The organism is Sutcliffiella halmapala, from assembly GCF_050107295.1.
Lineage (GTDB): Bacteria > Bacillota > Bacilli > Bacillales > Bacillaceae_I > Sutcliffiella_A > Sutcliffiella_A halmapala_A.
In genome coordinates, this window is the sequence record NZ_JBNIKR010000004.1 from 217,516 (window position 1) to 238,057 (window position 20,542).

Below are 20,542 nucleotides of genomic sequence, written 5' to 3' on the forward strand. Positions count from 1 at the left end.
AGCGAATAGTTAGTCACGGAGTGTTGTTATGAACTATAGAATTCCTGAACAGACCATTGATCAAATAAGACAATCATCCGACATAGTCGATGTAGTTGGTGAATATGTACAATTAAAGAAACAAGGTCGTAACTATTTTGGACTGTGCCCATTTCATGGCGAAAGCACACCTTCCTTTTCCGTTTCCCCGGATAAACAGATATTTCATTGCTTTGGCTGCGGAGCTGGAGGGAATGCCTTTAACTTTATCATGGATATAGAAGGCGTCAGTTTTGTAGAGGCGGCCCAAAAGCTTGCCAAATCCTCGAATATTGAAATGGAAGTCCCGGAAAATGAACCTTCCGGAAATTCAGGTCAGTCAAAAGAAACAAAATGGATGATGGATGCACATTTGCTCTTACAGAAATTTTACCATCATTTACTTTTAAATACAAAAGAGGGTCAGGAAGCCTACGACTATTTAAGCGGAAGAGAATTTACCGATGAAATGATGAAAAAGTTCGGTATTGGATATGCGCTGAACAGCTGGGATTTTGCCCTTAAGTTTTTGACCAAAAGAGGATACAACCAAAAGCTTCTTGAAAAAGCGGGTCTTCTTATTGAAAAGGAGCACACCGCCGAATATTTTGACCGTTTCCGGGACCGGATCATGTTTCCGATACATGATCATAAAGGAAACGTGATTGCTTTTTCCGGACGTGTGTTGGGAAAAGGGGAGCCAAAATACTTGAACTCTCCTGAAACGGCACTCTTCAATAAAAGCAAAATCCTGTACAACTTCCACCAGGCAAGACCACACATACGCAAACAGGAGCAAGTGATACTCTTTGAGGGGTTTGCAGATGTAATTGCTGCCGATCGTGCAGGATTGCATCATTCCATTGCAACGATGGGGACTTCCCTGACAGAGGATCAGGCAAGGATCATCCGCCGTCATGTAGAAAGTGTCATCATCTGCTATGACGGGGACAATGCAGGGATCGAGGCTGCATATCGTGCGGCTAAGATTCTGATTGAGCAGGGTTGTTATGTGCGAGTCGCCTTGATGCCAGATAAACTAGATCCTGATGACTATATCCGCAAAAAAGGGCCTGAGTCATTCAAGCAGGATGTAATAGGGGCAAGTTTAACGTTTATGGCATTTAAGTTGCAATACCTTCGCCGAGGCAGAAACTTAAAAGACGAAGGAGAAAAGATCAGGTATATAGAAGATGTTCTGAAGGAAATCAGTATGCTTTCAAAAGCGGTGGAGCGGGATCATTATCTACGCCAGCTGGCAGATGAATTTTCCATCTCCCTTGATGCGCTGAAGCAACAGCAGTTTCAAGTGTATAAATCTCTTAACCAAAAAAAGGATTATCGGGAGCAGAATAGAATTAATATATCTAACCAGCCAAAGCTCTTTTCTAAAACGTTAAAACCTGCCTACGAAAACGCAGAACGCTTTCTATTGGCACATATGCTGAAAAATAGAGCGGTCTCCGACAAAGTGCAAGCATCCATCGAAGGAGCTTTCATCATGGAGGAGCATCGGGCTATAGCCGCTTACCTTTATGCCTTTTATGAGGAAGGATATGAACCGAATATTAGCGTATTCATGGAGCGCATCCCTGAGGTGGAGCTGAAGAAAAAAATCTCCGAGCTCGGAATGCTGACACTTGAGGAAGAATTAAGTGAGGCAGTTCTGCGGGATTACATGAAACAGGTGTTTAATTATCCAAAGTTGTTAACAATAAAGGAAAAAGAACAAGAAAAGAAACAGGCAGAAGTTCAAAACGACTTTTTGCGTGCTGCACAAATCGCGATGGAAATTATCCAATTGAAAAAAGAGTTAAAACAATAAATATGCCTCTTTATCGCGTTCAATGTTGGAAGGAGGGGACTGTTGATGGCTGAAAAATCAGCGCAATCAAAAGAGATGGAAACAGAATTGACCATCGATCAAGTAAAAGAGCAACTAACAGAAGTTGGGAAGAAACGTGGAGTCCTGACGTATGAAGAGATAGCAGAAAAAATGTCCGGCTTCGAGATGGAGTCCGACCAGATGGATGAGTACTATGAGTTCCTTGGGGAGCAGGGTGTCGAAATAATCGGGGAAGCTGAATCAGATGATGACCCAAACACTCAACAGCTTGCAAAGGAAGAGGAATTCGACCTTAATGACCTGACGGTACCACCCGGTGTGAAAATCAATGATCCTGTCCGTATGTACTTAAAAGAAATCGGACGTGTGGACCTGTTGTCTGCTGAAGAAGAAATCAGCTTGGCAAACCGCATCGAAGAAGGAGACGAAGAGGCAAAACGTCGTCTGGCTGAAGCGAACCTGCGTCTTGTTGTAAGTATTGCAAAGCGTTATGTAGGACGCGGAATGCTGTTCCTTGATTTGATTCAGGAAGGTAACATGGGTCTGATTAAAGCGGTAGAAAAATTTGATTACAGAAAAGGGTTCAAGTTTTCTACATATGCCACATGGTGGATTCGTCAAGCAATCACCCGTGCCATTGCAGACCAGGCGAGAACCATCCGTATCCCGGTACACATGGTGGAAACGATCAATAAGTTGATTCGTGTTCAAAGACAGCTTCTTCAGGACCTTGGACGTGAACCAAGTCCGGAAGAAATTGCAGAAGATATGGACCTTACACCGGATAAAGTACGTGAAATCCTGAAAATTGCACAAGAGCCAGTTTCCTTGGAAACGCCAATTGGTGAAGAGGATGACTCACATCTTGGTGATTTCATCGAAGACCAGGATGCTACATCCCCATCTGATCATGCTGCCTATGAGTTGCTGAAAGAACAGCTGGAGGATGTACTGGATACATTGACAGACCGTGAAGAGAATGTGCTAAGACTCCGCTTTGGCCTTGATGACGGACGTACACGTACACTCGAAGAAGTTGGTAAAGTATTCGGTGTGACTAGAGAGCGTATCCGACAAATTGAAGCGAAAGCACTTCGAAAACTGAGACACCCAAGCCGCAGCAAACGCTTAAAGGATTTCCTCGAATAGAATCTAAACTCCGAAATAGTTCGCTTTTATTTATAAGGTGAACTATTTCTTTTTTTCATTATATTTATTTTTAATTTTCAGTTATCTGCACCTGCAAGAGGAGTGTTATTTACTTTGAATAGACAAAGAAAAGATACTATCATTCAAGAGATACATTATTGGAAGGAAAGCCGCTTGCTTCCGGAACACTATTGTGACTATCTGCTAGCGCTATATACCGAGGGGGAGGGGAGCAATAAACAAGCAAAAGTTCAAAAAAAGAATCTCTTTCATATATTTTTTGCATTCCTTATTCCATTGTTCGTTCCAATAACATTTCTTGTCATTTATTTTACTGAATTGTCAATTGATTTGCAAATGCTCCCGATAATATTTTTTATTCTGCTGTCGTTATTGGGCTATTTTGTTTTTCGGAAAGAACATTTCTTTATACATATACCAATAGTTACAACCGCTCTGCTTGTGCTTCTCCTATCCTTGAAATTGGTGGAAGCGACCGGCTACCATTCCACAAAGATGCTAGTTACAGTAGGTGCTCAGGCTATTGGGTGGTTTGTAGTCGGATTTCTCAAGAAATGGTACTACCTGAATGTGGCTGCCATTATCACTGGTCTTTTAATCTTAGGAGTTATTATATTAAAGTAATTTACATATAATTTTGTTATTTTTAAAAGTTGAGAATATTCCCTCCTTTCTATTATAATACATTTGAAAGCGTATTCAATATGTAAGTGTAGATGGAAATTACTTTTCCTTTTGATACACAGTTTTACACGGGAAAAGGTTTTTTTGCTAAACATCAAGGGGGGAAAATGATGAATTTCGATTTAACATCTGAACAAACAATGATAAGAAAAACGATTAGAGAGTTTTCTGATGAAGTGGTAGCACCTGGAGCCCTTCAAAGGGATCGTGACAAAAAATTTCCGGTTGAAGTTTTTCGCCAACTGTCTGATCTGGGAATGATGGGTCTGCCGTTTCCGGAAGAATACGAAGGAGCTGGGGCTGATACAGTAAGTTTTGCCATTGTGGTAGAGGAACTCAGTCGTGCATGCGGCTCCACTGGGATTACCTATTCCGCCCACGTTTCATTAGGGGGGGCACCAATCAACCTTTTTGGGACGGAAGAACAGAAACGCCAATACCTTGTTCCTATCTGTACAGGTGAGTCCTTGGGAGCATTCGGATTGACAGAACCGAACGCAGGCTCTGATGCCGGGGGAACCCAGACGACAGCAGTGGAAGATGGAAATGACTATATCATCAATGGAAATAAATGCTTCATTACCAATGCATCCTATGCAAAGCATTTGGCGCTTACTGCCATTACAGGCAGAAATGGTAATGAAAAAGAAATATCTGCTGTGATTGTCCCAACGGATGCACAAGGCTTCCAGGTAATTGATAACTATGAAAAAATGGGGCTGAACGCTTCCAATACGACTGAATTGGTACTTGAAGATGTCCGGGTACCGCAAGAGAACCTTCTTGGAAAGCGTGGAGAGGGCTTCAGACAGTTCCTGATCACGCTGGATGGTGGACGCATCGGAATTGGTGCAATGGCTTTAGGGATAGCTCAGGCGGCCTTTGAGCGAGCGCTCGCTTATTCAAAAGAACGGAAACAGTTCGGCAGATCCTTATCAAGCTTCCAGGTGAACCAATTCAAGCTTGCCGACATGGCAATGAAGCTTGAGCTTGCAAGAACGATGGTGTATAAAGCGGCATGGCTGAAAGATCAGGGAAGACCTTTTTCCAAAGAAGCTTCGATGTGTAAGCTCTACGCGTCCGAGGTCTGTATGGAAATTGCAGACCAGGCTGTCCAACTGCACGGCGGATATGGCTATATGAAGGAATATCATGTAGAGAGGTTCATGAGGGACGGCAAGCTCCTGGAAATTGGAGAAGGAACCTCGGAAGTTCAAAGAATGGTGATTGCTAGACATTTAGGCTGCTAAATATTTTTGTGAAAAACTTTTTAAAAGGTAGAATATAGAATGGGCATTAGAGAAAACTAAATATGTTGCCAACAGTCTGAAACCTTCATCCAGGATGAAGGTTTTTGTCTAAACTGTGAATTTAAAACAGAAGTTGGCATTTTGGTCTTTTCCTATAGTAAAATATAAAGTAAAATAGATAGTGCTTGTATAAGTTTCGACATTCGTACATGTACATAAGGAGGTTTGAAAATTATGAATCGTAATCCACTTATTCCTTTTGCATTTATTGCAGTTTTAGGACTGGGATTAATGTTCTTATTCTCTTTTATTGGTTTAGATCAAGCCGAGAAAATTGCTAACGGTGAAGATGGTGCGACAGCGGATATGTCTGCTGAGGAGATCTATGCATCAAAATCTTGTATTGGCTGTCATGGTAATGACCTTGCAGGGGGAGCGGGAGCACCAGCTCTTGTTGATGTAGGCGAAAGATTAGATCAAGAAGAAATCAAGGATATTATCATTAATGGTCAAGGCGCGATGCCAGCTGGCCAAGCTAATGCGCAGGAAGCTGAAGTCTTAGCCGAATGGTTGGCAAACTACGGTAAAGAAGGCGCTGAAGGCGAAGCGAAAGAAGACGGCGGAGGCCATTAATCCCTCAATCTTTACAACCATGTTTTCATATAAAAGGTCCTTTGCATTTGTGAAGGATTTTTTTTTATACTTATCGTATCTGTAACAAAATACATAATAATTGTGGTGATCTTTGATGAATGAATTAAAATTATCGAAGCGGCTGGAGGCGGTCGCTTCCTATATTCCTAAAAACAGCATATTGGCAGATATCGGATCTGACCATGCCTACCTCCCGTGCTATGTCTATCTGCAAGGTATGATTGAACGGGCGGTTGCTGGGGAAGTGGTGGAAGGACCCTTTCAATCTGCATTGGATCAGGTAAGAAGAACGGACCTTTCCCATGTAATTGATGTGCGAAAAGGGGATGGACTTGAGGTCATCTCACCGAATGAAGTGACCTGCATTACAATTGCAGGAATGGGAGGTACGCTTATCCAGACCATTCTCGAGAAGGGGAAGGACAAGCTTGCAGGTGTTCAAAGATTGATCCTTCAACCGAATATCGGTGCAAAGAAGGTAAGAGAATGGCTGTTGTCCAATGGCTGGGAGCTTACTGCGGAGAAGATCCTGGATGATGAAGGACGTATCTATGAAATCCTTGTTGCAGACCGTGGCGATAGCAGGAAGCCATATTTGAATAATAAAGAAGCAGGACTGTTGATGGGACCATTTCTAAGCAATGAGAAGAATGACATTTTCGTACAAAAATGGACAAATGAAAGAGAGCACTGGAAGAAAATTGTCAGTCAGCTTGATGATGCTCCTGTTACAGATGCGAACGAAAAGAAGAAAGCGGAATTGAAAGCGAAAATCAAGCTGGTAGAGGAGGAACTTGGAATTGAAAACAGCTAACGGCCATGAAATCATACAATGGTTTGAGCAATTTTCACCAAAGCGCTATGCGATGGAAGGCGATAAGATCGGCTTGCAGATCGGAACATTGAATAAGCCTGTGAAAAAAGTGATGATCACCTTAGATGTTTTGGACAACGTAGTCGATGAAGCGATTGCGAAAGAAATAGATTTAATAATCGCGCATCATCCACCAATTTTCCGTGCGTTGCCTCATGTGACGGACGGCAATGCAGCAGGACGGATAGTGACGAAATGTATCAAGCATGATATTAGTGTATACGTGGCCCATACGAATCTGGATATTGCAGTTGGTGGGGTGAATGATATGCTCGCTGAAGCGCTTGGCTTGGTCGATACAAAGATACTTGTACCAACCATGACCGAGGAGCTGCGTAAGCTGAGTGTTTTTGTTCCTGATTCTCACGCGGAAGATTTGCGTTCAGCATTGGGGGAAGCCGGAGCTGGTCATATTGGCAATTACAGCCACTGCTCTTTCAGTTCGGTAGGGGAAGGTTGTTTCCTCCCGATGGAAGGAACAGATCCTTTTATCGGTAAGCAGGGAGCGCTTGAAAAGGTCGAGGAAGTGAAGGTGGAAACCATCTATCCTGTATCACTCGAGAGAAAAGTGTTGAATGCGATGATAAAGGCGCATCCATATGAAGAGGTCGCCTATGATATTTTTGCTTTGAAAAACGAAGGGGAAACGCTCGGGTTAGGAAGAGTAGGAAAGCTTGCTGAGCCGATGACTCTGGATAGATTTGCCGAGCTTGTGAAGCGGACGCTTGATGTGAAGAATGTCCGTGTTGTAGGCGGTTTGGACGATATGGTAAAGAAAGTCGCTGTGGTGGGTGGAGATGGGAACAAGTACATCAACCATGCCAAGTTTGCAGGAGCTGATGTATATGTAACGGGAGATCTTTATTTCCACACTGCGCATGATGCGATGGCAATCGGGTTGAATGTAGTAGATCCCGGTCACTATGCAGAAAAGATTATGAAAAAAGGAATAGCTGATAAGCTTGATGCTGCCGCTGCTGATAGTAAATGGGAGCTGGAAGTGGTGGTCTCGGAATCAAATACAGACCCTTTTACGTTTTTGTGATTGGTATTTATGGGGCAGTCTGGCACATGTGGTGTCGGGCTGCTTTTTTGTTATTTGGGAACGCAGGAATGATATCGTCACCTGGTCGGAACAGAAGGAGTGAGGGAATCAAAAGGGAGGAATGGTACCTTCACCCGCTTGGAACAGAAGGAGTGAGGGAATCAAAAGGGTGGAATGATACCTTCACCCGATCGGAACAGAAGGAGTGAGGGAATCAAAAGGGAGGAATGATGCCTTCACCTGGTCGGAACAGAAGGAGTGAGGGAATCAAAAGGGAGGAATGATACCTTCACCCGCTTGGAACAGAAGGAGTGAAGGAATCAAAAGGGTGGAATGATACCTTCACCCAATCGGAAAAGAAGGAGTGAGGGAATCAAAAGGGAGGAATGATACCTTCACCTGGTCGGAACAGAAGGAGTGAAGGAATCAAAAGACAGGAATGATATCATCACCCGATCGGTCACTTTCTAACAGAAAGTACTTCTGCACTAGATTAACATCAACCAAAAAAAGCTACCGGCAGCAATCCCGGCAGCAATCCTTTTTAAACTGTCTTCTTCTTCACCTTTGGCAATATCTTCTGCAAAGGAACATTTTTCGTCGTATTCCATGTTGCTTCGTTCGTTGGATCGAAGTTTTCGATGAACGTGATGACTTCCTTCGTGATAGGCGTTGGAGTGGATGCTCCAGCAGTCACAGCAACTTTTTTTGCACCCATCAGCCACTTTACCTGCAATTCGCTGATGTCTGAAATACGGTATGCAGGAGTGCCGGCAATCTCAAGGGAAACCTGCGCAAGGCGATTAGAGTTGTTGCTTTTTGGATCACCGACAACAATCGTGACGTCCGCTTCTCCAGCCTGCTCGGCAACAGCCTCTTGTCTGACCTGGGTAGCCAGGCAGATTTCTTTGTGCTGCTCCACGTGCGGATATTTTTCCTGCACCTTTACCATGATGTCAGCAACGTCCCATTGACTCATTGTCGTTTGGTTCGTTACGATAATCTTTTCATTATTAATGTCAAGTCCTGCCACGTCAGCCTCGTTTTCTACAAGGTGGACGATGCCCGGTGCGACACCAACGGCTCCCTCCGGCTCTGGATGGCCTTTTTTGCCGATGTAGATGACATCATAGCCTTCTGCTTCCTTTGCACGAATCAGGTCATGTGTACGGGTAACATCCGGACATGTAGCATCAATGGTGTTCAGACCTTTTTCACTGGCAAGCTTTTTCACTTCCGGGGACACACCGTGAGCTGTGAATATGACGGTTCCGTGATCAATCTTGTCCAGAATCTCTTTTCTGTTCGCACCGTCGAGCGTTATGATTCCTTCTTCTTCAAATGCATCTGTAACATGTTTATTATGAACAATCATACCAAGAATGTAGATTGGGCGTGGTAACGTTTTGTCTAAAGCTGCATTTCTTGCAATAACCATAGCATCCACTACGCCGTAGCAATAGCCACGTGGGGCAATCTTAATAATCTCCATACTATGTTACCCTCCTTATTAATAAATAAAGAGAGTGATATACGATACACACTCTCTCGCTACTATTCTCTTATTATAATATAAATGGGACGGATAGTACAAAAGGAAGATAAGGGCAGTTCTAAACATAAAGCTTTGGTCCGGGTGCCCCTTTTGATTTTGCATTTTTTACTTCTTTCGTATCTGTTTCTGTTTTTTTCTTTCGACGCGGTTTAGACGAGGCAGCCGTATCCTTTTTGCTGTCAGAATCCGCGTTTTCATCAGTTGTCTCCGCGGCAGCAGTTTCTTCCTCATCATCCACATCGACATTTTTCAATTCGCTATATAATTTGATCATGGCAGGCACGTTTCGAACGAGAGGCCCATATTGCTGAACCATTGGCATGACGGATTCCGCCATCTTAAGCGCCTTTTGAACATTCGTTAACATCCCGGTAAGATTCCCTGGATTTGCAAGTTGCTGAAGGACGCCGCCACTGTTTGCCAACTGACCTAAGCCTCCGCCGGTGTTAGCCAGTTGCCCCAGTCCGCCCATACCGCCAATGCTCCTTGCTCCTCCTCGGCCAAAAAGCTTGGCAAGCAAGCCCCCTCCGCCACCGGAACCGCCAACGTTCGCGCCTCCAAATCCAGGTCCGCCAAATCCGGAACCACCAAAACCAGATCCTCCGAAATTACCACCAAATAATGGTCCCCTGGAACCTCCTCCCATTCCCCCCATAAAAGGAGATGGGTTTCTCATCATCATTGGATTAGGCATATTTGACATATTTGGTGGCTGCATCTGCCCAAATGGTTGCATGCCGCCTCCGAACTGAAAAGGTGAAGCATTATTTGTTGGCATCGGTCGGTTTGGTCCAAAAAACATGGTAATCCTCCTTTCTTTCTTAAAAATTCTTGTGTGTTTGTTACATCAGCGTGATTAATGGGGAAAATAGAAAGACATTAACATTTTACATGAGACAATTGCTTATTCTTTTATAATTTATGCCGTTAGTACTTGAAATGTTTATCGTCCCATAAGAATGGGCACAACCGTAATGTAGCCAAAACGGAGAAAGTCATTTATAATAGTAGTTTGGGTAAAAAATGAGACAAACTAAAAAAATGATCTCTTTGAAAATTATGGAACATTAACATAGATAATCATGATTTTAAATTAGAAATGCTGGAGGAAGATAAATGAATACACAATTTGAGAAATTCAAAGTGAAACCGTTTATATTGGAAGCGGTGAAAGAACTTCGTTTTCAAAAACCGACTGAGGTTCAAGAAAGAATGATTCCCTCATTATTGAATGGAGAAAGCGCAATAGGCCAATCGCAAACAGGTACCGGTAAAACTCATGCATATTTGATTCCCATCTTAAGCAAAATTGATCCATCTGTACAAGAGGTGCAAGCTGTCATCACCGCACCTACAAGAGAATTAGCCAACCAGATCTATCAGGAAGTTTTAAAAATGACAAAGTTTTGTGCACCTGACGAAGAAATTACCGCTCGATGCTATATTGGCGGAACAGACAAACAACGTACGATAGATCGTTTGAAGCAGCAGCCTCAAATTGTCGTGGGAACTCCAGGTCGTATCAAGGACCTGATGAGTGAAAAAGCACTACAGGTTTATACAGCTAAAACAATCGTAGTCGATGAAGCGGATTTGATGCTCGAAATGGGCTTTATTGAAGATATAGATAAAATCGCTTCTGCCATGCCAAAAGACCTTCAGATACTTGTATTTTCCGCAACGATTCCTGAAAAGTTAAAGCCATTCCTGCGCAAATATATGGAAAATCCAAAATATACACATGTAGCACCGAAGCAAGTTACTGCAACGAAAATCAATCACTTGCTCATCCCGGTTAAATCAAAAAATAAAATGACTCTTTTGCATGATGTCCTTGTGCGATTGAATCCCTTCCTTGCAATTGTGTTTACGAATACAAAGAAGAAAGCCGATGAAGTGGCGGATGCTCTCCTTGAGCAAGGGTTGAAGGTAGGAAGAATCCATGGGGATTTGAATCCACGTGAACGCAAGAAAATGATGAAGCAAATCAATGAACTGGACTACCAATATGTGGTTGCAACAGATCTGGCTGCCAGAGGTATCGATATTGATGGTGTCAGTCATGTCATTAATTTTGAAATTCCAACAGATTTGGATTTCTATGTACACCGTGTTGGCCGTACTGGCCGTGCAGAATATTCCGGAAAAGCAATTACATTTTATGAACCCACGGATGAAAATGCATTGTCTCAAATCGAAAAGCTTGGAATTACCTTTACTCAGATGGACCTTAAAGGCGGCGAGCTTGTAGAGATCGGTGCTCGTAATAAGCGTCAGAACCGTCAAAAGAAAATCAATGAGATAGATGTGGCTGCGAAAACAGCAGTTAAAAAGTCCGAAAAGGTAAAACCGGGTTACAAAAAGAAACATAAGTACGAAGTGGAGCAATTCAAGAAAAGACAACGTCGTTTAAAGAAAAGATAAGCCGAGCTCTAATCTGACCTTTCCCGACAACATTATGGTAAAATAAAGATGGATTTTTTAATGAGGTGATGTTGTAGTGGAAAATAAACTTTTAATCGGTTCTCATGTATCGATGAGCGGAAAGAAAATGCTTCTGGCTGCAAGTGAAGAGGCTGCTTCTTATGGGGCGAATGTATTTATGGTCTATACAGGTGCTCCCCAGAATACAAGAAGAAAGAAAATAGAAGATCTTAATATTGAAGCGGGTCTTCAGCATATGAAGGACCATGGGATCAAGGATATAATTGTTCATGCCCCGTATATCATCAATATTGGAAACTCCGAAAAGCCGGAAACTTTCGAGCTCGGAGTGAACTTCCTAGCGGAAGAGATCAGAAGAACAGAAGCAATCGGAGCAAAGCAGATTGTGCTTCATCCAGGCGCACATGTGGGAGCGGGAGCGGAAATTGGTATTTCCCAGATAATAAGGGGACTCAATGAAGCTCTTACAAAAGAACAAAATGTGCAAATAGCACTGGAAACGATGGCAGGAAAAGGTTCGGAGTGCGGAAGAACCTTTGAAGAAATTGCAGCTATCATCGATGGTGTTCATCTCAACGAAAAGCTTTCCGTCTGCTTTGATACATGCCATGTTCATGATGCAGGCTACGATATTGTCAATGACTTTGATGGCGTATTAAAACAATTTGATGACATTGTAGGGCTGGATAGAATCAAGGTACTTCATATCAACGACAGTAAAAATGTACGTGGGGCAGCGAAGGACCGTCATGAGAATATTGGATTTGGAAACATCGGGTTTGATGCATTGAATTATATTGTGCATCACGACCAGCTGTCCTCCATCCCGAAAATACTGGAGACGCCTTATGTCGGAGAAGATAAAAAAGACAGAAAGCCGCCTTACAAACACGAGATTGCAATGCTGAGAAACAAAGTGTTCGAGGAAGATATATTGACGAAAATAATAAATGACTAAAGTAGAAAGGAGCAGGGGATTCACACCCTTGCTCCTTTTTGTCATTTTGTAAACTCCATAAACAATTGATTCACTTTTTTTGCCGTCTCATGGCCGGTGATTTTTGCAACTTCCTTCATCAGCTGGATTCGTTCCGATGTGTTAAAGACATTCACTTTTTTTGATTGTAATAGAGCCGAAACCTTCTTTGCCTGATCTGAAGTCAATGAAATATTGTACTGAGCGCTGTAGTTCATCAGTTCTTCGGGTGAAATGTTGTGAAGCTTCTTGTTTACAATCTGCTGGTAAATATTCATAGAATCCCTCCCATGATAGCCTATGGAAAATAAACAAAAGTGCTACCTTTACGAAATAATATGACAATAGTTAGGAAATTATTGTATAATTAAAAAAAGATAAACAATAATTCATTTTTAACGATATTTAAAGGTAACAAGGGGGAGTCGCCTTGTCTTTTATCATAGATCAGAAGGAACAAGATATTTTTCGTACATTGAGCTCTGATTTGCGTTTGATATTGAATGTAAACGGTTCAATTGAGGAGTGGAATGAGCATGCTGCCTCTTTTTTCTCGTTGATGGATGGGGATAGATCATTTTTCTTGACTTTTCCGACCAGCTACAGGGAAAAAGTCTTTACATACATTCAAGAACTAGTCATGGCTAATGGGGAAATGCGAAAAAAGATTCTTTTTCACCGAATAGATGGGAAATACATAGAAGTGGTGTACAATGGAAAGTTTGCGGAGAACCGCATTTATTTGTCAGGGAATGTCATTGAAACCAATGATGTGATGAGTATCCTCCCATTGCATTATGGGACCATCGAGCAATCACTTAAATTGAATGAATTCACTACAAACGCACTGGATGTAGCCATATTGGTTCTTACTAAACAGGCTACCATTGAATATATCAACAAGCGCTGCTTGACCGTTCTGGAGCTTGATGTGGAAGAAGATACATACCGCAATGCCGATTTCTCAAGCATTCATACTCCAAGCTTTTTGAAGCAGAAACTAATGGAAATCCACGAAGAGGTCTATTTTAATAAAAACTTCAAAGAACGTATCTGTTATGATGATGAAATGCTTTTTCAGATACAAGGCCTTTACTTTGAACAGACGGAGAAAGTGATTTTTATTATCCATGACCGCTCATACCAGCAAAAATTTGAAAATCTACTCATTTATAAGCAGCAGATGGAGTCTGTTTCGCAGATTTCCGCTGGGATGGCCCATGAATTGAGAAACCCGCTCTCCGTGATAAAAGGGTTTATTCAGTTATCACAGATTACGAACAATTGGAGCAAATACTATGATACCATCATGGCCGAGATCAATCGGATGAACTCCATTATTGAGGATTTCCTGTCGGTTTCCCGTAAAAAAGTGAAAAAGCAGCCGATTCAGCCTCAACAGATTTTTCGTTCACTTGTTTACATTTTCCAATCAGAATGTTTGTTGCATAACATCGATTTTGATTTTGAAATTGACGAAGTGGAAGACCAGGTAGTGGTGAATGAAGCAATGATCAAGCAGGTTATGCTCAACTTTCTTAGAAATGCAATTGAAGCGTATCCGGAGAACCAGAAGAGCAAGTTCTTCCTATTGCGAGCAAAAAAATCGGATATGTTTTATGAAATAACTGTCATGGATAACGGGAAAGGCATGGCTGAGGATGTGCTTGACCGTATTGGAAAGCCATTCTTTACAACCAAGGAAAAAGGGAACGGGCTTGGAATTCCGCTATGCAAAAAAATAATTGAAGATCACGATGGGGAGCTTTTTATCGATAGTAAGCTTGGAGAAGGGTCCACTTTTTGCTATCGTCTGCCTCTGCATAAAAGAGCCTGATTTCCAGGCTTTTTTGTTTAGCTTTGAAGAGGGTGGAGGATAATAAAAACAGCAGGTTCAAAAGATTTACTTTTCTACTTGTCTCCTGTATACTAATCTATTGTTGAAAAATCGTAATGATTCTTATCTTATAAGGTGTGAAATAGATGAAACCTATCGAAAATGTGTTAGAAATAAAAGGACTTTCCTTTAAATATGAACAGCAGAATGTATTGGAGGATATCCACCTTACGATACCTGAAGGAGCATTCCTTGGATTGGTGGGTCCTAATGGTTCCGGAAAATCCACGCTGCTTAAATGTATCCTTGGCTTATTGAAACCTCAGCAAGGATCCATTCAGCTTTTTGGCAAGGACATCCGGAAATTTAGAGAGTGGAACAAAATAGGTTTTGTTTCACAAAAGGCCAATAGCTTTAATTCAGGTTTTCCTGCGACCGTTTTTGAAGTGGTATCTACAGGTCTTGTTTCAAAAGTCGGTTTGCTTCGTTTCTTCAATAAGGAGCACAGACGGAAAGTGTTGGATGCGATCAAAGCCGTTGGGATGGAGGAGTTTGCCCATAGGAATATCGGCGATCTTTCTGGTGGTCAGCAGCAGCGCATCTTTATCGCAAGAGCCTTGGTAAGTGACCCGGAGCTGCTTATATTGGATGAGCCGACTGTAGGCGTGGATGCAAAGAATGTCCATAATTTCTATCAGATGCTTGAAAAGCTTAACAAAGATCTGGGAATCACCTTGGTGATGGTGACGCATGATATCGGGACAATAACAGAAAAAGTGACACATGTGGCATGTCTGAACAAAACACTGCACTTCCATGGTTTAACGGATGAATTTGAAAAGTTATGTTCCCATGACTTATCTCAGTTCTATGGTCATGACGTCCATGTTCTTAGTCATCACCACCATGATGGAGGGCATATGTAATGATTTCAGCACTCATGCAATTCGAATTTTTAAGAAATGCGGTTTATACAGGTTTATTGATTGGATTTTTAGCGCCGTTATTGGGTGTCTTTGTTGTCGTCCGGAGATTGTCCTTGATTGCGGATGCCCTTAGCCATGTGACGCTTGCGGGTATAGCAGCGAGCCTGCTTTTGGAAAAGAGGTTCGGTCTTTTCACCGGGTTAAGCCCGATATATTTTGGGATGGCGTTTTCCGTCACTGGTGCCCTCTTTATTGAGAAATTGAGAGGTGTGTATAAGCATTATCAGGAGCTTGCCATACCTATCATTCTTTCGTCAGGGATCGGACTAGGAGTCATTTTCATCTCACTTGCGGATGGATTTAACACCGACTTGTTCAATTTTCTGTTCGGTAGTGTCAGTGCGGTAACAAGTGTCGACTTTTGGACCATTTTTGTTATCGCGATTGCGGTTGTTGCAACCATCGTCCTTTTCTATAAAGAATTTTTCGTCCTATCCTTCGATGAGGAGCATGCGAAGGTGTCAGGTGTGAATGCAAGAATGTTTCATTTGATTTTTATCATCATGGTAGCACTTGTTATTGCCGCAAGTATGCGCATTGTAGGGATACTGCTTGTTTCTTCTCTTATGACATTGCCTGTTGCTGCAAGCATGCGTCTGAGCCGCGGTTTTAAGCAGACCATTTTTTTGTCGGTGCTGTTTGGGGAAATTGCGGTGATAGGTGGACTTGCCACTTCTTTTTACCTGGACCTTGCTCCTGGTGGAACGATCGTCATTATTTCTGTCTTGATTCTCATTATTACAATTCTTTGGAATAAAGTAAGGAGAGGAAAGTAAATGAATGTCTCACAAGCCTTGCTCTTAATGAAAAACAAAGGGTACAAATATACAGGTAAAAGGCAGGAAATGCTGGAGTTGTTTGCAGCAGAGGATAAGTATTTGACTGCTAAGGACGTATTGGATGTTATGAAGGAAAACTATCCTGGCCTTAGCTTTGATACAATCTACCGTAATCTTGCACTCTTTGTGGAGCTTGATATTTTGGAAAGTACGGAACTGTCCGGTGAAAAGCATTTCCGCTTTACCTGTTCAACAAACCACCATCACCATCATTTTATTTGCCTGGACTGTGGAAAAACGAAAGAAATCGAAACCTGTCCGATGAGAAATCTTGGAGAAGATCTAATCGGCTACGATGTAACAGGGCATAAGTTTGAGATCTATGGGAAATGTCCTGAATGTGTTTAGAAACTATAGAAGATGAAATAAAAACGGCTGCGTACCTGCAGTCGTTTTTTTACTTCACCTTTTCTCCAACACCAACATATAAAGGTACTATAGTCTTATATGTAATACTAGCCCTCGAAAAAAAGGGAAAGCAGTCGAACTTTTTGGTATATGAAAAAATAAGGGTGTATGCAATGTCCAGGGAGAAGGTAGAGCAGTCCTCTTTAAATAAGGAGGACCTGGTTGTCATTTTGGAAACAGCAAAGGAAATGGGCACGAAAAATCAGGAAATCAATACGATTGATTTTGTTGACAGCATAAAAAATCAGTTAATCAAAGCCATGAGAAAACATGGTTGATTGGAATTGAAAAAAGCTGACTCATCAGACGCACTTTTGCGTAGATAAGTCAGCTTTTTTGGATTATTAAATGGCAGTGTTGACTAGAACTGTAATTCCAGCACCAACAAATACAGAAAAAGCAATAAGGGAAGCATATAATACCTTTTCTTTTCTTTCAGGTGTGAACCATGTTTCTTCATTATGCATGATTATTTTCCTCCTTTAACGTTTAAGCCCGTACGGAGGTTGTTTCGTGTGCGTGTTCGGTAGCTGGCTAGCATGGCTCTCTTCATGAAAGAACTTTAGCTCCATAGCTTTGCGTCATCACTTTTCAATGATTTTGCCTTTTCGTACGGCTTTTTCATCATAATTATCGACAATGTTATCCAATTTGTAAAGAAAATTGTCGAAAGATAGGTATAAAGTCTTATTTTAGGGAAACGGTAGTTTGAAGGAGATTTTGTACTATTTTCTCTGCTTCAAACCAGTTGCTCACTCTATGTACATTATCCGGGATTGGATTTCTGTTATAGGGTGTGTCAAAGAGAATGACAGGGATTTGGCATTGTTCGCTGATATCCACTGCGTTATCGTGTTTATCTTCAAAAAAGAGGTCGATATGATGCTTCTTTACCGCGCTAATCTTATTATGGGTGCCCAAAAGCTCCAAATGATCGTAATCAATCTCTTGCTTGGCGAACCAATTATTCGTGATCTCGAATAGATGGCTTCTTCGTGCACTTATAAAAAATAAATCCAATTCCCCCTGCCATTTCTGAACAATCTCCTTGGCGCCTATTGCCAATGGGGCATCTTGATAGATGACAGGCTCCATTTCGTCCATCCAGTTCCAGAATCCTTCTTCCGTTAATCCCATAAGAGGTGTCAAGTCGTATTGTGTCATATCTTCGAGGGTAATGTTTTTATTTAAGGTTTTATTGATAAAAGGAACAAAGGTGGTAGGGCAGGTCAATGTTCCGTCGATATCGATGCCAAGTCTTTTTCTCATGTAGTACCTCCCGCTTTTCTTCATAAGGACATCTTATCATATTTTGTCCAAAAAACAGTTAATAAGAACTAAGTTTCAACTTATAAAGTAGAGATTTGTGAAACACCGCTGTTGATTTCCGCACTAGGCGCAGCGACCCAAGGGGCGTTTTGTGGAGCCTCCTCGGCTTCGCCTGTGGGGTCTCCCCTAAACGCTTCCTCCCGCAGGAGTCTTCGCCTATTGCTCCAATCAACAGCTATTATACACAATAAACATCAACTCTTTTAAGAGCCTCTTATGTAAAAAAATTACACCAGGAAATGAAATAAAGTGGGGCCATTATGCATCACTTGCCGCCCCTGTTGGTTGTAGTGCAAGGTGTGAGACAGCGGTAGACTTGAGACCCCGCAGGCAAAGCCGAGGCTCAAGCACTGCCCCGCGGAAAGCGAACACTTGTAACGGAAATCAACAGGGAGTTAAACGGGACACACTTATTTAAGGGAAGCCTAAAATAATGAAAAATGCATTTCGCTTCGGAAAAAGTTAACATCTATTCTTTCGATGGCGGAGGTCATAATAAGTAATGCTCCTAACTTCTTATGAAAGCGAGGGATACGAATGGCAAATGAAATGGAGAAAAACGAAGAAGCACGAGAACGTTTTGATTCAGAATTGGCTTATCAAGATCCTCACGTAGCCGCAGGAAAATCGCAACAGCTGTATTTGGAAGAAAATGCGGCAGAGGTTGCGGTTGCTCCTCCTGTACTACGCTCAGATAGAAGCAGGGAAAAAGAAGAGATCTTTGAGGAGGAACGAAGCGATGTAATGGGAATGAGCGGCAGAGGCCTTGGGTTTCTAGGGCTTGCTCTTTCTATACTATCTTTATTCTTCCTACCGATCATCATGGGTGCTGCTGGTATCATTGTGGGCTTCATTGCCCGCAAACGAGGTGCTGCAGGGTTAGGAGCATGGGCGATTGGTATCGGTATAGTATCAATCGTCGTTGGTTTGTTTGTACTTCCACTTTTTTAGAAGAAGCAAAGAAAAAAGCTTGGCACTTTTCAGTGTCAAGCTTTTGCTTTTTCGGCTTCCTGTTTTGCAAAGTATTCTTCTGCAATTTTATCGATTTCTTTCTTTAATTCGTCGACCATGACTGCCTCGGGAACTTTGCGGACGATTTCACCTTTACGGAAAAGAAGTCCTTCGCCGCGTGCCCCTGCAATTCCGATATCCGCTTCGCGTGCTTCTCCTGGACCATTTACCGCACATCCAAGAACCGCGACCTTGATTGGTGCTTTGATTGTGGAAATGTATTCTTCCACTTCATTTGCGATGCTGATCAGGTCGATTTCAATTCGTCCGCAAGTAGGACAGGAAATCAATGTAGCGGCGTTGGAAGAAAGTCCGAATGATTTCAGCAATTCACGGGCAACCTTTACTTCTTCAACAGGATCGGCACTGAGGGAGATGCGTAGAGTGTTCCCGATTCCTTTGCTAAGGATCGCTCCTAGTCCTGCTGCACTTTTCACCGTACCTGCAAACAATGTTCCGGATTCAGTGATACCTAGGTGAAGAGGGTAGTCAAATGCTTTAGCGGCTTTTTCATAAGCTTCAATCGCAAGATTCACATCTGATGCTTTCATGGATACGATGATGTCGTGGAAATCCAGGTCTTCGAGAATCCTGATGTGGTGAAGCGCGCTTTCCACCATGCCGTCAGCAGTAGGGTAGCCGTATTTTTCAATGATACGCTTCTCGAGGGAACCTGCATTTACTCCGATACGGATCGGAATGCCCTTGGCTTTGGCTGCATTTACTACAGCTTCCACTTTTTCACGGCGTCCAATATTCCCCGGGTTGATACGGATCTTGTCTATACCGCCTTCAATGGCTTTTAACGCTAGCTTATAGTCAAAGTGGATGTCTGCCACTAATGGAATATTAATTTGTCTCTTGATGTCTGGAATGGCGTTGGCAGCACGCTCATCAGGAACTGCTACCCGGACTACCTGACAGCCCGCTTCTTCCAGGCGTTTGATTTCAGCAACTGTCGCCTCGACATCATGAGTTTTTGTTGTAGTCATACTTTGGATAAATAGTTCATTGCTTCCGCCGATAGTAATGTCGCCAACCTTTACCGGACGGGTTTTAGTACGATGTATCATTTCATTCACGAGTGAATCGCTCCTTTTAGGAATGATCTAAAATCAAAACATCTATCTTCATCAGATTACCTTTAATCCAGGAAAAAAGCTAGTATTATCCACTAGCTCCCAACATATTTTAACAATTGCGATTTAGAAAGACAAGTGGAAATGTTTAAGTGCTTCTAGTATAGGGGAAACTTATATATTTTGCCTACTTGGATCTTTTCAGGCGCCATTCCTTCATTAAGAATCTGAAAGTCCTCCACCAGTTGGGTGATTGACACAGGGATGGGCTTATTGGCGATTCGCTCAGCAACAGTAAGAACGGTATCTCCGGCTTTCACTTCCACCTCTATGTAGGTTACATTGGAATCAGTTTCCGTATCCGGTTCCTCTGTCAAAGAAGGTGTGGTCATGACCGGGGCTGCCTGTTGTTCGTTTGCAATGGGTATTGTGCCTTTTGACAGGTCGTAATAGATGCTGAAGATGGTTATACATATAAGGGCTGCAATGAATAGTCGAATCATGAAAAAGTTCCTCCTAAGACAATATAGTTAGTT

Annotated in this window: 22 protein-coding genes and 1 riboswitch; of the genes, 15 read left to right on the top strand and 7 right to left on the bottom strand. The window is 42.3% G+C overall.

Annotated features, from left to right (window positions below):
* Positions 1–28 precede the first annotated feature (28 nt).
* From dnaG to ACQCT5_RS08675, 7 genes are all read left to right on the top strand, one after another.
* Positions 29–1,843 carry a DNA primase gene (gene dnaG / locus ACQCT5_RS08645; RefSeq protein WP_499640935.1) on the top strand — a complete coding sequence of 605 codons (1,815 nt, stop codon included), beginning with the start codon at positions 29–31 and terminating at the stop codon, positions 1,841–1,843.
* A 45-nt stretch (positions 1,844–1,888) separates the two neighbouring features.
* Positions 1,889–3,013: an RNA polymerase sigma factor RpoD gene (gene rpoD / locus ACQCT5_RS08650; RefSeq protein WP_204415861.1), complete on the top strand. Its 1,125-nt coding sequence runs from the start codon at positions 1,889–1,891 to the stop codon at positions 3,011–3,013.
* Positions 3,014–3,127: 114 nt separating this feature from the next.
* The gene (locus ACQCT5_RS08655) at positions 3,128–3,658 is read left to right on the top strand and encodes a hypothetical protein (protein WP_499640937.1); all 531 of its coding nucleotides are present in this window, start codon (positions 3,128–3,130) and stop codon (positions 3,656–3,658) included.
* A gap of 170 nt (positions 3,659–3,828) precedes the next feature.
* Positions 3,829–4,968 carry an acyl-CoA dehydrogenase family protein gene (locus tag ACQCT5_RS08660; protein ID WP_499641182.1) on the top strand — a complete coding sequence of 380 codons (1,140 nt, stop codon included), beginning with the start codon at positions 3,829–3,831 and terminating at the stop codon, positions 4,966–4,968.
* 234 nt (positions 4,969–5,202) lie between these two features.
* The gene (gene cccA / locus ACQCT5_RS08665; protein WP_499640939.1) at positions 5,203–5,601 is read left to right on the top strand and encodes a cytochrome c550; all 399 of its coding nucleotides are present in this window, start codon (positions 5,203–5,205) and stop codon (positions 5,599–5,601) included.
* A gap of 115 nt (positions 5,602–5,716) precedes the next feature.
* Positions 5,717–6,436: a tRNA (adenine(22)-N(1))-methyltransferase gene (locus ACQCT5_RS08670; protein ID WP_499640941.1), complete on the top strand. Its 720-nt coding sequence runs from the start codon at positions 5,717–5,719 to the stop codon at positions 6,434–6,436.
* Positions 6,423–7,541: a Nif3-like dinuclear metal center hexameric protein gene (locus ACQCT5_RS08675; RefSeq protein ID WP_499640943.1), complete on the top strand. Its 1,119-nt coding sequence runs from the start codon at positions 6,423–6,425 to the stop codon at positions 7,539–7,541. The genes ACQCT5_RS08670 and ACQCT5_RS08675 overlap by 14 nt, the downstream gene beginning before the upstream one ends.
* Before the next feature lie 544 nt (positions 7,542–8,085).
* On the opposite strand, the gene ACQCT5_RS08680 is transcribed toward ACQCT5_RS08675, so the two are convergent.
* Positions 8,086–9,033, bottom strand: coding sequence for a 4-hydroxy-3-methylbut-2-enyl diphosphate reductase (locus tag ACQCT5_RS08680; RefSeq protein ID WP_499640945.1), 948 nt, complete (start codon positions 9,031–9,033; stop codon positions 8,086–8,088).
* A gap of 121 nt (positions 9,034–9,154) precedes the next feature.
* Complete coding sequence (gene vrrA, locus ACQCT5_RS08685; protein WP_499640947.1) at positions 9,155–9,898, bottom strand: VrrA/YqfQ family protein; 744 nt, start codon at positions 9,896–9,898, stop codon at positions 9,155–9,157.
* Positions 9,899–10,212: 314 nt separating this feature from the next.
* On the opposite strand from vrrA, the gene ACQCT5_RS08690 reads away from it, so the two are divergent.
* A complete protein-coding gene (locus ACQCT5_RS08690) occupies positions 10,213–11,520 on the top strand; it encodes a DEAD/DEAH box helicase (RefSeq protein ID WP_499640949.1) in 1,308 nt (435 codons plus the stop codon).
* 76 nt (positions 11,521–11,596) lie between these two features.
* On the top strand, positions 11,597–12,499 hold the full coding sequence (locus tag ACQCT5_RS08695; RefSeq protein ID WP_499640951.1) for a deoxyribonuclease IV: 903 nt from the start codon (positions 11,597–11,599) through the stop codon (positions 12,497–12,499).
* 41 nt (positions 12,500–12,540) lie between these two features.
* Here the strand turns inward: ACQCT5_RS08695 and ACQCT5_RS08700 are convergent, their stop codons facing one another.
* Positions 12,541–12,795: a DUF2624 domain-containing protein gene (locus tag ACQCT5_RS08700; RefSeq protein ID WP_417899565.1), complete on the bottom strand. Its 255-nt coding sequence runs from the start codon at positions 12,793–12,795 to the stop codon at positions 12,541–12,543.
* Between the two features lie 152 nt (positions 12,796–12,947).
* Between ACQCT5_RS08700 and ACQCT5_RS08705 the strand changes: the two genes are divergently transcribed.
* From ACQCT5_RS08705 to ACQCT5_RS08725, 5 genes are all read left to right on the top strand, one after another.
* On the top strand, positions 12,948–14,354 hold the full coding sequence (locus ACQCT5_RS08705; protein ID WP_499640953.1) for an ATP-binding protein: 1,407 nt from the start codon (positions 12,948–12,950) through the stop codon (positions 14,352–14,354).
* Between the two features lie 155 nt (positions 14,355–14,509).
* A complete protein-coding gene (locus tag ACQCT5_RS08710; protein ID WP_499641184.1) occupies positions 14,510–15,280 on the top strand; it encodes a metal ABC transporter ATP-binding protein in 771 nt (256 codons plus the stop codon).
* Positions 15,280–16,116, top strand: coding sequence for a metal ABC transporter permease (locus tag ACQCT5_RS08715; RefSeq protein ID WP_499640955.1), 837 nt, complete (start codon positions 15,280–15,282; stop codon positions 16,114–16,116). Before ACQCT5_RS08710 ends, ACQCT5_RS08715 begins: the two co-directional genes overlap by 1 nt.
* Positions 16,117–16,527 carry a zinc uptake transcriptional repressor Zur gene (zur, locus tag ACQCT5_RS08720; RefSeq protein WP_499640957.1) on the top strand — a complete coding sequence of 137 codons (411 nt, stop codon included), beginning with the start codon at positions 16,117–16,119 and terminating at the stop codon, positions 16,525–16,527.
* 173 nt (positions 16,528–16,700) lie between these two features.
* A complete protein-coding gene (locus tag ACQCT5_RS08725; RefSeq protein ID WP_499640959.1) occupies positions 16,701–16,865 on the top strand; it encodes a YwzD family small protein in 165 nt (54 codons plus the stop codon).
* Between the two features lie 66 nt (positions 16,866–16,931).
* On the opposite strand, the gene ACQCT5_RS08730 is transcribed toward ACQCT5_RS08725, so the two are convergent.
* The gene (locus ACQCT5_RS08730; RefSeq protein ID WP_499640961.1) at positions 16,932–17,054 is read right to left on the bottom strand and encodes a hypothetical protein; all 123 of its coding nucleotides are present in this window, start codon (positions 17,052–17,054) and stop codon (positions 16,932–16,934) included.
* A gap of 55 nt (positions 17,055–17,109) precedes the next feature.
* Positions 17,110–17,202: riboswitch (cyclic di-GMP riboswitch) on the bottom strand.
* A gap of 72 nt (positions 17,203–17,274) precedes the next feature.
* A complete protein-coding gene (locus ACQCT5_RS08735) occupies positions 17,275–17,856 on the bottom strand; it encodes a 5' nucleotidase, NT5C type (RefSeq protein WP_499640963.1) in 582 nt (193 codons plus the stop codon).
* A gap of 597 nt (positions 17,857–18,453) precedes the next feature.
* Between ACQCT5_RS08735 and ACQCT5_RS08740 the strand changes: the two genes are divergently transcribed.
* Positions 18,454–18,867 carry a hypothetical protein gene (locus tag ACQCT5_RS08740; protein ID WP_499640965.1) on the top strand — a complete coding sequence of 138 codons (414 nt, stop codon included), beginning with the start codon at positions 18,454–18,456 and terminating at the stop codon, positions 18,865–18,867.
* A gap of 35 nt (positions 18,868–18,902) precedes the next feature.
* Here the strand turns inward: ACQCT5_RS08740 and ispG are convergent, their stop codons facing one another.
* Both ispG and yqfZ read right to left on the bottom strand, forming a co-directional pair.
* Positions 18,903–20,000 carry a flavodoxin-dependent (E)-4-hydroxy-3-methylbut-2-enyl-diphosphate synthase gene (ispG, locus tag ACQCT5_RS08745; RefSeq protein WP_499641186.1) on the bottom strand — a complete coding sequence of 366 codons (1,098 nt, stop codon included), beginning with the start codon at positions 19,998–20,000 and terminating at the stop codon, positions 18,903–18,905.
* 164 nt (positions 20,001–20,164) lie between these two features.
* Positions 20,165–20,509, bottom strand: coding sequence for a protein YqfZ (gene yqfZ / locus ACQCT5_RS08750; RefSeq protein ID WP_499640967.1), 345 nt, complete (start codon positions 20,507–20,509; stop codon positions 20,165–20,167).
* Between the last annotated feature and the right edge of the window lie 33 nt (positions 20,510–20,542).